Genomic DNA, 14208 nt, shown 5'->3' with positions numbered 1-14208 from the left:
TGAGTCCGATATAATAATAAGGCAAGTCTTTCTAAAAAACGGTGTGGAATAGGAAAGTTACGTGTGTTGAAGCTTATAATTAGAGGAGAGTGTGACAGATGTATACGACTATCAATGGATTTTTGAACGATTGGAAGCAGGAAGCTGCGCTTACGCTGCAAGTGCTGGACAAGCTGACGGACACCTCGCTGAGCCAGGCGGTATCGAATGAGCAGCCTCGTACGATTGGCGAAATTGCGTGGCATATCGTGCAGAGCGTACCTTTTTTTGTGAATCAGATCGGATTTCAACAGGAGGTCCCAGCTCCTGAGCAAGGCTCCGCATCAGCGATCGCACAAGCGTATCGCCGCGCCAGCGAGGCGGTAGTTGCGGAAATGAGCGCACATTGGGCGGATCAGGATGACAAGCTGCCACAGACGATCAAATTGTTCGGCGTCATTGACACGACTGTCGCTGGCGTGTTGAACACACTTGTTCGCCATCAGATTCACCACCGTGCCCAACTCACGATCCTGATGCGTCAGGCAGGGCTGGTAGCACCGGGGATATACGGGCCGAACGAGGAAGAGACGGCAGCCATGAAGGCGGCGCAAGCCAAGTCGTAGTGTTGATAATCAAGATTAAGCCTGACGTTTTAGTGAAGCGTCAGGCTTTTTTATCGAATGATCATTCGCTTGGTGAAGTGCTAAATGAATCGGTGAGATTCACAAAGGGATAGAAGAACTATTATGACCCAAACTGACCTAATACAGAAAGGAGCATATATGAATAGTACATACTCACGGGAGTTACGTAGCGTCGTCGGAAGTCTTTGCATAATACTGATTTCTGCCCCTCTCCTCTGGAGATTGGTGAACTGGATTCATTTTACGGCTGTGGGGCCAGATTATAGTCGTGGCATGCGTCTTCTGACGGGAGTGGCGACTGCTGTGCTGAGCATGCTTCTACTTGAAGGGATACGCCGTCTGCGCAAAGTAAATTGGAGTGAGCTGGGGGTGAGGTGGTCAAGTGCCGGGATCACTTCCTTCGTCTTCGGCTTCTTGTTATGGCTCATTCCTGCCTCCTTCGGAGTCGCATTATGTGTAGCCATGGGTTGGGCACAGATCGAGCTGTCCCCATTTTCGATGACTGAGATTGTGGGAAGTCTGCTTCTATTGGCGCTGACAGTATTGCTGATTGAGGCCCTGCCAGAGGAGTTGATTTTTCGCGGAGTGATCTATAGAAGCTTGCATGTCTTCCTTCCACAATGGGCTGTAGTGCTGGTACAAGTACTACTGTTCTCCTTGTTTGCTTGGCTCGTTGGGGCTATGTATTCATGGGAGCAGATTCAATTCATTCCTGGGTTCGCGCTCATTCTGGGGTATCTGCGGGCTGTATCGGGCACCGTGTGGACGGCGGTAGGGTTCCATACTGCGATGATGACCTTCACACAGCTGCTTGGTCCTGTTCATGGACATGTAGAGGTGAGTGGTATGCTGACACTAAAATTTATTGCGTTCATCCTGCTGCCAAGCATGCTGGGTGGCATTGCTCTGGGCTTTATGTATCCGAAGACGGACTGGCGTAGTAAGTTAATGTAAGGAGGCAGAGGGCCAGGACTGCAAAGAGTAGTACGCAAGTGGACCTGAATTTTATAGACGTTGTCATTAGACTATTGCAATCAGAGTAGAGATAGCTTATACTTCGATTTAGTGATTGATCAATCACTATCACTAAATCATTATCGCAACATTACATATTAAGTAGGAGGTGTATCTATGACCAAGCGATCAACGGTCTCGGTGAATCGACAGTCGGAAATCATAGCTGCTGCGATTGAAGTCTTTGCAGAGTTAGGCTATTATCGTGCTACTACGGCCAAGGTAGCGGAACGGGCCCAGATATCCCAGCCATATGTGTTCAAATTTTTCGCCACGAAGGAATTATTGCTGCTCGCAGCCCTGAAGGCATCTTGGGCACGGGTTGAAGAGTCGTTCAGTCAGGTCATTGAGACCGTGTCGTCAGAACGACTGGAGCAGGAGCTGATTTCGGCCTATGCACAGATTATGCACGAGCATCGCAATGAAATTTTATTGCAGATGCAGGCTCAGACGATTACAGATGCTCCGATTGTAGAGGTCATGCGAGAGGGATTCAATCAAGTCAGGAGCATGGTCTATGATGCATTCGTGAAGGCCGGAATTGCTCAGCCTGCGGAACGAACGATGCTATTTCTGGCCCGTGGTATGCTTTGCAATATTTCCATGTCTCTAGATATGCCGGAGCTGATGAAGATCGAAGATTAGGGATCGAAGATTAGGGATCAAAGATCAAGATATAAGCATTAAGCGTTAAGAAACAAGAAATAAGGATTACAGATTAAGCTCAGGGGCTGATGACTGATCACGGTCTTATGAGTGTCATATATTATTATTGGGGAAATACGTCATAGTGACGTTTTTCTTTACACATTTAGTGAGTGATTAATCACTAAATAAACCTCGTTACACTATTTTAAGGAGCGTGGAGTTGATGTTGAACAAAGCTGTCGTATTGGGTGCTACCGGAGGAACAGGAACGGCCATCGTTCAAGAATTGATTCGCAAAGGTATTCCTACCGTCGCTTTTGGGCGGTCAGCTGAAAAATTGGATCGACTGCTGGAATCACTGGGGCGTCCAGCCCATCTCACGAGCTATACGGGCGATGTATTTCGGGTACAGGATGTAGTGAATGCGGCGCAGGGCGCGGATGTCATGTTCCAATGCGCTTCGGTTCCCTATCATGAGATGTACACACGGCAGCTGCCACTTGCCGAGTCGGTTATGGAGGCTGCTGGAATTGCGGCTACAAGTATCGTATTCATAGACGGCATTTACCCTTATGGCAGAGCAACCACACCTCGAGTACGTGAGGATCATCCCAAGCAGCCGCATACGAAGAAGGGGAAGGTGAAGCTGCAACTTGAAAGGTTGATCTTCGACAGCCGTTGGGGCGCTACGAAGCGTCTCATCGTCCGCCTGCCCGATTATTATGGTCCATCAGCTAACATGGCCTCCTATCTAGGGATGACCATGGAGGGCATTGCTGCTGGCAGACCTGCGATGTTCATTGGCAATATGAAGGTGGCACGCGAGTATATCTATTTGCCAGATGCTGCGCATATGATCGTGGAACTGGCTGGGAGAGAGGAAGCCTACGGTCAGGATTGGAACCTACCTGGGGCTGGTGTCATTTCGGGGCAGGAGCTGGTGCGGATTGCTCAAGCGGCGAGTGGTGCAGCTAAGCTGGTTCTTCCGTTGCGGAGAGCTTCGCTGCGTCTCATCGGTATGTTCAATCCGGTCATCCGTGAGATTGTGGAAATGCTATATTTGACTGAAGAGCCTGTAGTATTGGATGGCAGCAAATATGAGCGACTCATTGGACCGATTACAGCGACTTCGTTCAAGCACGGGATTGAGACGACCATTAAGGCGATGAAGAAGCTGTCGTGAAGAGAAGGGGTAGCTTAACATCGCATGCACTATTAAATACACCGTTAACATTTCTGAAGTAATCCCTACTGTCATGAAAATTGAACGACGTTAATGATTAAGCTCCCAAGTTATTAAGGCGTTTAATTGAAGGTACACAGCTAAAAGACAGATGACAGTTCATCTGTCTTTTGCTGTTCATTCATGAGTGCATCGGATTTGCTCCGTTGTTCTATGGGAATTATTATAGTACTGTTAGTGACACTACTATAAGCAGGATTCAAAAATTCAGAGTTGCAAGGACACGGAGCAGTAACTAATCCAGCATATTTGTATTCAAAAATACATTCAACGAAATTCCAGCAAAAGGGGGAGTGTGCATGATCAAGGTGCTTGTCGTAGATGATGAAGCTAGTATCTCCAGTGCCATTGCTTACGCGCTAGGTCGGGAAGGCTTCACGGTCGAGACGGCTGCAGACGGGGAGGAGGCACTAAGAAAGGTTGCCGCCTTCCACCCGGAGGTCATGGTACTGGATGTGATGATGCCGAAGCTGAACGGATATGAGGTATGCAAAAGGCTGGATGACAGCAATAGACCAGCCGTCATGCTGCTGACGGTCAAGAATGACATTGTTGATAAGGTGCTGGGACTTGAGCTGGGGGCGGATGATTATATGACCAAGCCGTTCGATATTCGTGAGCTAATAGCCAGAGTCAAAGCCTTGGCCAGACGTTGCCACCGCCAAGAGCCTCTTGCATCAGAGGCGACTGTTGAGGGACGTATTGAGCTTGGTACGCTGTGGATTGATGTACCGAGTCGTACAGCAAAGGTAGCTGGACAGGAGCTGGAGCTGACGCCGAAGGAGTTCGACCTGCTGACTCTGCTCGCGGGGCACCCCGAGCGGGTGTATACACGGGAGGCATTACTGGAGCAAGTATGGGAGATGGACTTTGCTGGAGGCACACGTACCGTAGACATCCATGTGCAGCGTCTGCGTAAAAAGCTTGGGGAGCAGCAGGAGCTCATTCAGACCGTATACGGCATCGGCTATAAAAGCAAGAGGCTGCCTACATGAGCGGCTCCGGCCATCCTTCAGCATCCTCATCACGTTTGCAGCGTAGGAGATGGCTTCATATTGGCCTGAAAGGCAAGATTGCTCTGCTGCTGGCCCTGCTGCTAGCCTTCGTCATTCTATTGCTCAGCATCCTGGTGCTAGCGGGCATCCGTGATGATCAACGGACCCGCATGGAGCAAAGTCTGGCCCACCAAGCGGATGCGGCAAATCTGCGTGTGCGTGAGGCCTATCTGACTGGCAAGCGCGTAACACCGAAGGCTTTCATGGAGCAAAGTGGTCAGCGTTTGGCTGTGGATCTGGGTGGGCAAAGTGGTATGGCGGTGACGTTATACGATCCGGACGGTAGCTTTGCAGGCACATCCTTGCCGATTCAGCCGCTAACGGATGTGAAGGCCGCACTCAGGCATACAGCTCAAGGACAGTCAGCGTATATAACTCAGGGTGAGCAGCTGCTGTATCTGGCACCGTTATACAATGTGGATGAGCTGCTCGGCACGGTGCAGTTTCATTATTCGCTCAAGGAGCAGAATGATTTTTACAGCCAGATTAAGCAACTCTTCATGGGGATCGGGGCGGCTGTTCTGGTGGCAGGCTTTCTGATCGGGTACGGGTATGTCTGGCGACAGGTGCATGTACTGGGCAGGCTGAATCAGGCTGCGCGAGATATTGGGCAGGGTCGTTACTTGAGCGAGCCTCCAACTCAGCGGAATGACGAGCTAGGTGAGCTGGCGCAAGGCATCTATGATATGAGCAGCCGGATCTCCTCCTATGTCAGCGAACTGAATGAGGAGAAGCAGAAGCTGCTTGCTGCCATTATCCGCCTACAGGAGCTGGAGCAGCAGCAGAAGCAATTTATAGGGAATATCAGCCATGAACTGAAGACGCCGTTGACGTCGATTGTTGCTTATTCGGATCTGCTAGACATGTATAGCGATGATCCGGCTCTGCTGGAGCATGCACGTACACAGATTGGCAAGGAGGCAGAACGGCTTTATGCGCTAGTCGAGAAGGCATTGCAGCTATCTGCAATGGATGTCTACGAATTCGAGACGAATGCTTCCCGAGTGGAGATTCGGCCTTTGCTGGAGGAGGCGTTGAATCGGTTGCATATGAAGGCAGAGCAGCGTGAAATCTTGCTGACTTCGGCATTAAATGAGGATACGGCCTGGGTGGATCGTGATAATGTCATGCATATGGTAGTCAATTTGCTGGATAACGGAATCAAATATAATCGGCCTGGCGGGACGGTCAAGCTGTCCAACCGTTCAGTGATCTCTGACTCCGGCGAGCGAAGCGTGATCATCGAGGTCGAGGATACAGGAATCGGGATACCACAGGAGCTACAGGAGCGGATTTTCGAGCCATTTTACACCGTGAGCGATGATCGTTCCCGCGATACCGGGGGGACAGGACTAGGTCTTCCTTTGGTGCGAAGTCTGGCAGCGAAGCAGCACGGATCAGTGAGGCTGGTTGCCTCCGGGCCTGACGGCTCACATTTCATGGTTACTTTACCCGGTGATCCTCCGTTTGATCCAGAGGCCCATTAATGTATCCCTTTGCTGCGCCTTGTCGATGCGTTCTGTTGCTGTGCGCACGCTTCTTGTTACAAGTTCGATACAAGCTGGATATGGTTTGGAGACATCGCTCCATTATTATCGAAGGAAGCAGCAAGCTTAACAGAGGTCGACAGGGCTAGGGCTCCCCGCTTGCAGCGGCTCTATACTTATATTTATCTATTAAGGGAAGTATCAACTTACTGAGGATAGTGCCAGCCTATGAGAAGGCAGCATTGAAGGTAGCTTCATGCCAGAAGAATGCATTGTATTGGATACAATAAGCATATTAGGGCAGGAGTACCTTTGGACATGATGAAGGATGCAAGTGAAGTGATGAAGACTACGAACTAAGGAAGCATGAAATAGGAAACCTGGAGATGGAGAAAGGGGGAAATCCATATGAAATCCATAGTTGTCTTGCTCAAGCTGGGGGCGGCCCTAACATTAACGACAGGGCTAATGGGATGTGCAGCTGCTCAGTCTCCATGGGGACAAGCGGATCAGGATGCCCCCAAGGGACAAGGGCAATTGACGGTTGTGGAGGGCTCTGGTCCGAAGCCAGAGCAGGGGATTGTGGTAAAAGCCATTCATCGGCTGGAGGGGGCCAATATTGAGCAGTGGTTATCCGATGATGAGCTGCAGATTAGCCTGACCAAGCTGCTTAAGCCAGGTACAGCGACAGAAGAGCCGAAATATGAATATAGCTCCCAGAAGGTCAATCTGGACAGCAATGAACAGACTGCGATTACAGACCAGGCAGATTCAAATATAGTTCGCAAGGAGCAGGCTTCTCCAGATGGTCAGTATAGCTTCATCCAGCAATGGCAAGATAAATATACTGCACGTAATTTTATCGAGAACCGAAGTACAGGCCAAGTTACGGAACTCCATGAAGAGAACTATTTGGAGCAGGGGAGTTGGTTGAACAACGACACTTATGTACTTGCTGCAGGCTCGATGCAGGGGCCCGGCCCGATTCTCACCATTCATGTAGATGGTACGATTACGCCATTGCCACTTCAGGACCCGGAGCTGGATAACTTTACGACCTTTGGGGCAGGACAGGACCGGATTTATTATACCGATAACAAGAGAGTCTTGAAGCGGATACAACCCGGTACTGCACAACCGACCGAGCTGTTGAAGAATGTAGTGAATTTTGAATTGTCCCCGGATGGCAAGCATCTTGCTGTAGAGACGACTCCTGTACCGGGGCAAGCGGGCAGTGAGCTGCGCATGTTCGACGGCAATGGTAGTGCAGAGAGTATATTGATTGCCAAGGGAGATCTGATTCCTTACATCGCGTGGTCTCCAGACTCCACCAAGCTGGCGGCAGCTCTGTATACCGAGGATTCAAGGGGGATGAACGGGGTGTATATTCTGGATTCGGACTCTGGCAAGGTCTCGCCGATCGGGCTGAATTATTTTCCACAGTTCCCATTGAGCTGGAACCCGTCTGGTACGCGTCTTGGTGTGACCATTGATGGTCAGGATGGGCTGCCAATGACGCAGATTATTGATTTTAAATGAGTAAGTGGTCGAGTGAGCAGTTGAAGCTGTTGTGGCTGAGCTGGGGTGCAGGTGCATTCCTTTACGCCGCGCGGCTTCTTTTTTTTGTAAATAATAGATACAAAAAACAAGCTCATACATCAGCATAAGTGTTACAAGTTCGATACAAGCTGGATATGCTTTCGAGATATGGGGGTTCTATACTGAGTTCATCAGGAAGGAATAACAAGCTACAGCATGACAATCACATGGTTTCCGCCATTGGCGGCATAGACAAAGGAGCTAATTAAATGAAGAAGAACAACGTAAAGAAATCCATTACAGCGATGATGGTAGTAGGTATGACCTTAACAGGGGCAGCGGGTGTATACGCTGGAACCAACCTCCAGACGATTCAAGCGTACGTGAATAACAAGATCAGCTTCAACGTGAAGGGCTCTGTATTCGAGCCAAAAGACGCTAACGGAAAACCATTGGCACCCATCATGTACAATGACACCACCTATTTGCCTGTTCGTGCACTATCGGAGGCATTGCAAGCGCCAGTATCCTACGACAGCAAGACAGGGGTCATTACGATTGGCGCACCAACGAGCGGTGTACCTGGAAATGGTCAGACAGACATATGGGTGAAGCCGAGCTATACAGCCGCCCAACTGGAAGCCATTCAAAAGGCTTTCGCAGGCTTTGACGGATTCGAGACGGCCTATGCACCACAGTTGATCAAGAAAGGTGATGTGCTGCAAAAAATAGTCGCCACGGATGATGGAGTGAACTTCATCTTCGCACAAATGACGGTTAACGTATCTCCACGGGATTACTCCGCTGGCTACACAGGTACTGAAGTGACATTGTCGAACGGACATACAGGGAAATGGTATACCCCAAGCGATACAGCTATGCTGACCGTGAAGCAGGATGACCGTTATGTAACGCTTAGCTCCCCGGATGGTAAGCTGAGTAAAGCAGAGCTGGAGAAGGTAGCTGCGAATGTAATGAAGGTGAATAGCTCTCAGGCAGGTGCGGTGCAGTTGAGTGAACTAAAGTATACAGAGGCTCAGCGCAAGGCCATTAAGGCGGAGTTTGCAAAATTTGACGGCTTCAAAACAGCGTATGCACCTATGCAGATGGCAAAAGGAGACACGTTCCAAAAGGCAGCCGCCGGCGGAGACGGCGTGACCTTCCTCTTTCAGCATATGAATGTAAGTATCTCACCACGAGACTACTCCTACGAATATGATGGCAAGAATGTGACGCTTTCCAATGGTGTGAAAGCTAAATGGTACACGCCGAGCGATACAGCCATGCTTACCTTCGAGTTGGATGATCGTTACGTGACGCTTAGCTCCCCGGACCATAAGCTTAATCAGGCACAGCTGGAGCAGATCGCCGTAGGCGTGGCCAAGTTGAAATAAGACGAAGCAACAATTGAATCGAGAAAAGCTTGATATGTAATGGGGGCTGTCCAGACAGCTCCTTTTTCATGTGAAAGGATATCGAGAGTGCAAGGAGCCCTAGCTATATGGAGCTTTAGGAAGTGTTTATTGGATGTATTTTTTGGATGATTAGTGATAGAACATATAACATATATTACATAATAATTCCATGGATTGTACTACGATATTTTTTGATATTGTAATCGTTTGTTTGATATTGAAATCGTTTGAAAGAGGAAAGCTATGAAAATCCAAGCTCACAAATTGTTCTATTCCATCAGCTTTTTGCAATTTTTTATGAGTGAAATTACAGGGACGACATTAATTCTATTTCTTCTTTTCAAGGGTTTGTCTTTAGAGATGGCTAATTACTTACTTGTGATTTTATTTCTAAGCGTGTTCTTGTTAGAAGTACCTACAGGTGCGATAGCGGATAAGTACGGCCGTAAGGTATCTATGCTGTTAGGGCTAGTGTGTTTTATGATCTACAGTGTATTGTTCGTAATGTCCGAGGATATGTGGCTGCTGATGATCGCGCAGGTTTTTGGAGGATTGGCTATTTGCTTACAGTCAGGCTCGCTGGAATCCTGGGTGGTTGAGCACAGTGATCGTCCGATAGAAACACTATTCACGAATGCTAATAGCATACGATATATCTCGGGTATCCTTTGTGGATTACTCGGTGCTGCATTAGCCAGTTACAGTTATGCACTTCCGTGGTTTATCAGCATGATTTCAATTGTAGTAGCTTTTATTCTGGTTGTGGGTTTTATGATAGAGCATCATGTGGAGAAACGTCGGCAAAGCAGCCTTAAGCTTACAGATATCGTTAAAGAAAGCATCCACATAGGGATGAGCAATAAGGCTATTTGGATCGTCTTCCTCATTGGTCTGTTCATCAGCTTCTCTAATTCAGCAGGGAATACCTTTCAACAACCACGATTGGTTGCTCTGTCTGGAGAAGGGGTCTGGATTATGGGGATGATTAAAGCAGGCTATTCATTGTGTATGACGTTAGGCAGTCTTTTGGTCCAGCGTTTGTATCGGAAGTATCAGGATGTTACCATTCTTATTTTTTCGTGCCTGATGTTGGGCATATGGTTATTTGCAGCGGGAGTGTTTAATACATTTTACCCGGTATTAGTGACCTTCCTGATTTACGAAGTAGGGCGGGGAATGTACCCGGCAGCTAAGCAAATCTTCTTGAATAAAAGAATCAGTAATGAGTACCGCTCTACTCTGCTATCTCTGGATTCGGCCATTTCACAGTTGGGAATGTGTATTGGACTTATTGTCACAGGAATCATCAGCCGTAATTTCTCAGACCTGTCATCAGATCAAGCACCTATTCGTTTGTCATGGATAATCTGTGGCTTAATAGCGATTGTACCGGTATTTATCTTGTTGTATCATTCCAGATCAGCAAGAGAGAGCCATTCAGCGGAGTCTGCCACTAAGATACCCGGCAAAGAAACGTTCTAAGAAAGCTTATTATATACAATGAGGCTCTATCAAAATAAATATAGGCTTTAGTACAACAACAGAAGCAGCCCGTTATCGAGACGAGAAATCCTCTTTAACGGGCCGCTTTTTGTTCATATTGCTAATCAGATTCAATTCAGCTACTTCTGTACTAACTTCATCTGACTTCACTTTCTTCTAGACATTGTAGAAGTCTCGAATTCTATTACTCTACAGCGCGCAGACGGAAGGTCAGGCTGGCGAAGTCGCCTTGGAGATCGGAAGTGACCAGACCAATTCGCATCAGCTGATCGCCGCCAAAGCTCTGTCCACCAAAAGCTTCAGTAAATGTAGCAGTCTCGCTACCAGCATCAGTAGCGGAATCAGCAGGAATATGCGCTACACCGGATTCAAGACGATATTTCTTGTTCGGGTCCAGTCCCTTGAGCGTCAGGCGACGGATCGGCCCGTTGGCCTCGGCCAGTACACGGAAGAAGGCCACGAATGCCTCCGATTGGTCCTCATTCACGAACATCCACGCTGTATTGCCACGTCCCTCGAACGGGCTTAGAAGACGGTGCATATCGCCCTGCTGTACGAGAGAACGAATCTCCTTGTATTGGGCAACCTGTCTTGCAGCCAGAGCCTGGTCCTCAGCAGACAGTGCGGTCAGATCAAGCTCGTAGCCGAAGTTACCGCTCATGGCGACGTCGCCGCGCATCGTAAGGGAGGTGATACGGTGCACCTGATGGTTCGGTACGTTGGATACATGCGCCCCCATCGTACTGGCTGGATATACGATGCTCGTGCCGTACTGGATTGCGAGACGCTCAATCGCATCGGTGTCATCGCTCGTCCAGGTCTGTGGCATATAGTACAGCATCCCTGGGTCAAAGCGTCCACCACCACCGGAGCAGCTTTCGAACAGAATATGCGGGAAGCTGGTGGTCAGACGCTCCAGCAGATCATACAGTCCAAGCATATAACGGTGTGCCGTCTCCTTCTGATGCTCACGGGAGGCAGACGCCGAGGTGACTTCTGTCATGTTGCGGTTCATATCCCACTTCACATAGGTGATTGGGGCCGATGAGAAGACAGCGCTTAGCGTATCGTACAGATAATCAATTACGTCCTTCCGCGACAGATCGAGCACGAGCTGGGAGCGGCCTTCCGTACGACGACGGCCTTCAGCGTGCAGGCACCAGTCTGGATGCTGGCGGTACAGCTCACTTTCTGGAGAGACCATCTCAGGCTCTACCCATAAGCCGAACTGCATGCCCTTGTCGTTGACACGTTTGGCAAGATCAGCAAGACCTCCCGGCAGCTTGCGCCGATCCTCGAACCAGTCTCCAAGGGAACTGTCATCATTGTCGCGTTTGCCGAACCAACCGTCGTCCAGAACGAAGAGCTCAATGCCAAGTGGGCTTGCTGCCTCGGCAATCGCTTCGATCTTGTCAGCATCAAAATTGAAGTAGGTCGCTTCCCAGTTGTTGATCAGAATCGGACGTACTTCGTCTCTGTGGTTACCGCGGCACAGGCGAGTCCGATACAGGCGGTGATAGGTGCGGGACATGCCACCCAGGCCTTGGTCAGAATAGACCATTACAACCTCAGGCGTCTGGAAGGACTCTCCAGAAGTAAGCTGCCATGAGAAATCAAATGGATTGATACCAATGCTCACCCGTGTCTGACCAAATTGCTCGACTTCGGCTTGGGCGACAAAGTTGCCGCTGTACACAAGGCTGAAACCGTATACGTCACCGACATCTTCGGTGGCGTCTGGACGGAGCAAGGCCAGGAAGGGATTCATCTGATGGCTGCTGGAGCCGCGACGGCTCTCCAGACGCAGCGCGCCAGGACCGAGCTCTCTCCGCTGAATATGACGCTCACGTACCCACGCACCTGGCAGGTAGAGAGCCTCGTACTGGGAATCGCTGAAATCAATGGATGCGCTCATAGCCTCATCCAGCTGAATTGACCCATTACCCTTGTACTCGAAGAAAGTCGAGCGTGTAATCGCGCTATGATTGGCAAAAACGGTGTATAGCAAAGTTACCTTGAGGCCAGAATAATCATCCTTAAGCTCCAGATAGAGCGTTGTAGCTTCCTCATCTGCTTCCGTATAGACCGCAGGAAGTCCAGTCAGCTTGGGTTTGCCCGCTTCAATCCGATAGCCGCTGTATTTCAGCTCGGTAATTCTGCTGCCATCCGCAAGCTTCACTTGATAAGCAGGCTGGCGGAAGTCACTGGTGCCATACTGCGGATACTCCTGGGGAAGCGTGTCGAGCGAGATGTTGCGGTTCGCAGGCACCGGATTCGGCGAGAAGGAGCAACGCTCACGCAGCTCTACAATGTGGGCCAGACTCGTGTCATGATTCAATTGTGCGCCCCAATACAGATGGGCAGGGTAGCCTTCGATGATCTGGAACAGATAGCTGCTGTCCTTAGATTGTAAATGGAATAAGCCTAGTGTCTCGTCTACATAAATATTCATCAGATTCACTCCCGATTTTTTATAGTCTGGTTGTGACGCCATCATTACATTCGTACCGAACATTCGTATCATTACGTTTTGAAGTTGGAAACGACATCCGTTTAATTAAGCTACACTTCATTCATTGAGAATTTGCATCTGACTCTAAGCCAGTGCTAGTGCCTGAGCTTTCCCGAACGATGAGCTTGGTCCCGATGACGCTATGTGCGGGGGCCTCCCGCCCTTCCAGTCGCTCGGAGAGTAGCTGGACAGCAGATCGACCCATTTGCTCAGGATACGCCCGAATAGTGGTGAGTGCAGGCTGCAGGTAAGCAGCCATCTCGATGTCATCGAAGCCGACGACAGCCATGTCCTGTGGCACCTGAAGCCCATGTCCGTGTAGGGCACGCAGTACACCGACGGCCAGTGGATCACTGGCGGCGAAGACCGCAGTAGGCCGCTCGGCTCCTGTCAGCAGGTCATTCATCATGCGGTACCCGTCAGCACTGCTCCAAGCACCCACACGAACGAAGTCAGGGTTATAGAGACCTCGCTCCTGCAAAAGTTTCTTGAAGTAGTGAGCCCGTCGTTCTCCGTTACTCTCGCCACCTACGAAGGCGATGCTGCGATGTCCAAGCTCAACCAGATGGCCCAGTGCTTGATCGACAGCCTGGCGAAAGTGTACCCGTACCGTGTCATAATCCAGTAGCTCCTGATACTGATCGACCAAGACAATCGCTTCCTTGGTGACAGGCAGGGGGGTAATCTCTTCCGGATCGACACCACCGACGACGATCAGTCCGTCAGCAGGCTGCAATTGAGCAATGGAGTGGCGCCCCCGCAGGGTCTGACCCAGAGTCAGTCCAAGCTCCTCACAGCGGATCTCGATGCCGCGTCGAATGGAAGCATAATAAGGATCGTCACGTTCCTCCTCAATGGAGCACCAGAGCAACAGTGAGACTGTTTTGCCAGCACGCTGCATGTTCCGCTTGAGCTGCCCAAGTCGTTTGGGCTTATATTGAAGCTGTTCCGCAATGGCGAATATATTACTCCGGGTATCCTCGCTCACGGACAGAGACAGATCATTATTAAGCACTCTGGACACGGTTGCGGCGGATACGCCGGCTTGCCGGGCAATGTCCTTGATCGTTGCCAACTGCGCTCACACCTTTTTAGTTAATAAATTTACTAAAAACACGCTTTAAGCCTATCACACTCTACAAACGATTTCAACAACCGCTTACATC

11 protein-coding genes are annotated in these 14208 nt (G+C 49.6%); 9 read left to right on the top strand and 2 right to left on the bottom strand.

The features are described 5' to 3' along the window. Positions 1-98 precede the first annotated feature (98 nt). The 9 genes from D328_RS0125605 to D328_RS0125565 all read left to right on the top strand — a co-directional run bounded on the left by D328_RS0125605 (position 99) and on the right by D328_RS0125565 (position 10509). Positions 99-605 (top strand): DinB family protein, encoded by a 507-nt coding sequence (locus D328_RS0125605; protein WP_018887903.1) that lies wholly within the window; start codon positions 99-101, stop codon positions 603-605. Between the two features lie 246 nt (positions 606-851). Then, positions 852-1580 (top strand): CPBP family intramembrane glutamic endopeptidase, encoded by a 729-nt coding sequence (locus D328_RS29830; RefSeq protein WP_018887902.1) that lies wholly within the window; start codon positions 852-854, stop codon positions 1578-1580. A gap of 177 nt (positions 1581-1757) precedes the next feature. Continuing rightward, positions 1758-2285, top strand: coding sequence for a TetR/AcrR family transcriptional regulator (locus tag D328_RS0125595; protein WP_018887901.1), 528 nt, complete (start codon positions 1758-1760; stop codon positions 2283-2285). Positions 2286-2511: 226 nt separating this feature from the next. Further along, on the top strand, positions 2512-3471 hold the full coding sequence (locus tag D328_RS0125590) for an SDR family NAD(P)-dependent oxidoreductase (RefSeq protein WP_018887900.1): 960 nt from the start codon (positions 2512-2514) through the stop codon (positions 3469-3471). A gap of 359 nt (positions 3472-3830) precedes the next feature. Further along, a complete protein-coding gene (locus tag D328_RS0125585; RefSeq protein WP_018887899.1) occupies positions 3831-4526 on the top strand; it encodes a response regulator transcription factor in 696 nt (231 codons plus the stop codon). Continuing rightward, complete coding sequence (locus tag D328_RS0125580) at positions 4523-6073, top strand: sensor histidine kinase (RefSeq protein WP_018887898.1); 1551 nt, start codon at positions 4523-4525, stop codon at positions 6071-6073. The genes D328_RS0125585 and D328_RS0125580 overlap by 4 nt, the downstream gene beginning before the upstream one ends. A 408-nt stretch (positions 6074-6481) precedes the next feature. Then, positions 6482-7612, top strand: coding sequence for a TolB family protein (locus D328_RS0125575; protein WP_018887897.1), 1131 nt, complete (start codon positions 6482-6484; stop codon positions 7610-7612). 269 nt (positions 7613-7881) lie between these two features. Beyond that, entirely contained in the window at positions 7882-9006 is a 1125-nt protein-coding gene (locus D328_RS0125570) for a stalk domain-containing protein (protein ID WP_018887896.1), read from the top strand. Positions 9007-9270: 264 nt separating this feature from the next. After that, positions 9271-10509: an MFS transporter gene (locus tag D328_RS0125565; protein WP_018887895.1), complete on the top strand. Its 1239-nt coding sequence runs from the start codon at positions 9271-9273 to the stop codon at positions 10507-10509. Positions 10510-10714: 205 nt separating this feature from the next. On the opposite strand, the gene D328_RS0125560 is transcribed toward D328_RS0125565, so the two are convergent. Continuing rightward, positions 10715-12982 (bottom strand): alpha-galactosidase, encoded by a 2268-nt coding sequence (locus tag D328_RS0125560; protein WP_018887894.1) that lies wholly within the window; start codon positions 12980-12982, stop codon positions 10715-10717. 121 nt (positions 12983-13103) lie between these two features. After that, on the bottom strand, positions 13104-14117 hold the full coding sequence (locus D328_RS0125555) for a LacI family DNA-binding transcriptional regulator (RefSeq protein WP_018887893.1): 1014 nt from the start codon (positions 14115-14117) through the stop codon (positions 13104-13106). Positions 14118-14208 lie beyond the last annotated feature (91 nt).

The organism is Paenibacillus massiliensis 2301065 = DSM 16942 (assembly GCF_000377505.1).
Classification (GTDB): Bacteria; Bacillota; Bacilli; order Paenibacillales; family Paenibacillaceae; genus Paenibacillus; species Paenibacillus massiliensis.
This window is presented reverse-complemented; position numbering and strand designations above follow the sequence as displayed.

Bases quoted from the DNA above. Each gene is read 5' to 3' on its own strand.
- D328_RS0125605 (WP_018887903.1), top strand. From the start codon at position 99: ATGTATACGACTATCAATGGATTTTTGAACGATTGGAAGCAGGAAGCT.
- D328_RS0125595 (WP_018887901.1), top strand. From the start codon at position 1,758: ATGACCAAGCGATCAACGGTCTCGGTGAATCGACAGTCGGAAATCATA.
- D328_RS0125590 (WP_018887900.1), top strand. From the start codon at position 2,512: ATGTTGAACAAAGCTGTCGTATTGGGTGCTACCGGAGGAACAGGAACG.
- D328_RS0125585 (WP_018887899.1), top strand. From the start codon at position 3,831: ATGATCAAGGTGCTTGTCGTAGATGATGAAGCTAGTATCTCCAGTGCC.
- D328_RS0125580 (WP_018887898.1), top strand. From the start codon at position 4,523: ATGAGCGGCTCCGGCCATCCTTCAGCATCCTCATCACGTTTGCAGCGT.
- D328_RS0125575 (WP_018887897.1), top strand. From the start codon at position 6,482: ATGAAATCCATAGTTGTCTTGCTCAAGCTGGGGGCGGCCCTAACATTA.
- D328_RS0125570 (WP_018887896.1), top strand. From the start codon at position 7,882: ATGAAGAAGAACAACGTAAAGAAATCCATTACAGCGATGATGGTAGTA.
- D328_RS0125565 (WP_018887895.1), top strand. From the start codon at position 9,271: ATGAAAATCCAAGCTCACAAATTGTTCTATTCCATCAGCTTTTTGCAA.
- D328_RS0125560 (WP_018887894.1), bottom strand. From the start codon at position 12,982: ATGAATATTTATGTAGACGAGACACTAGGCTTATTCCATTTACAATCT.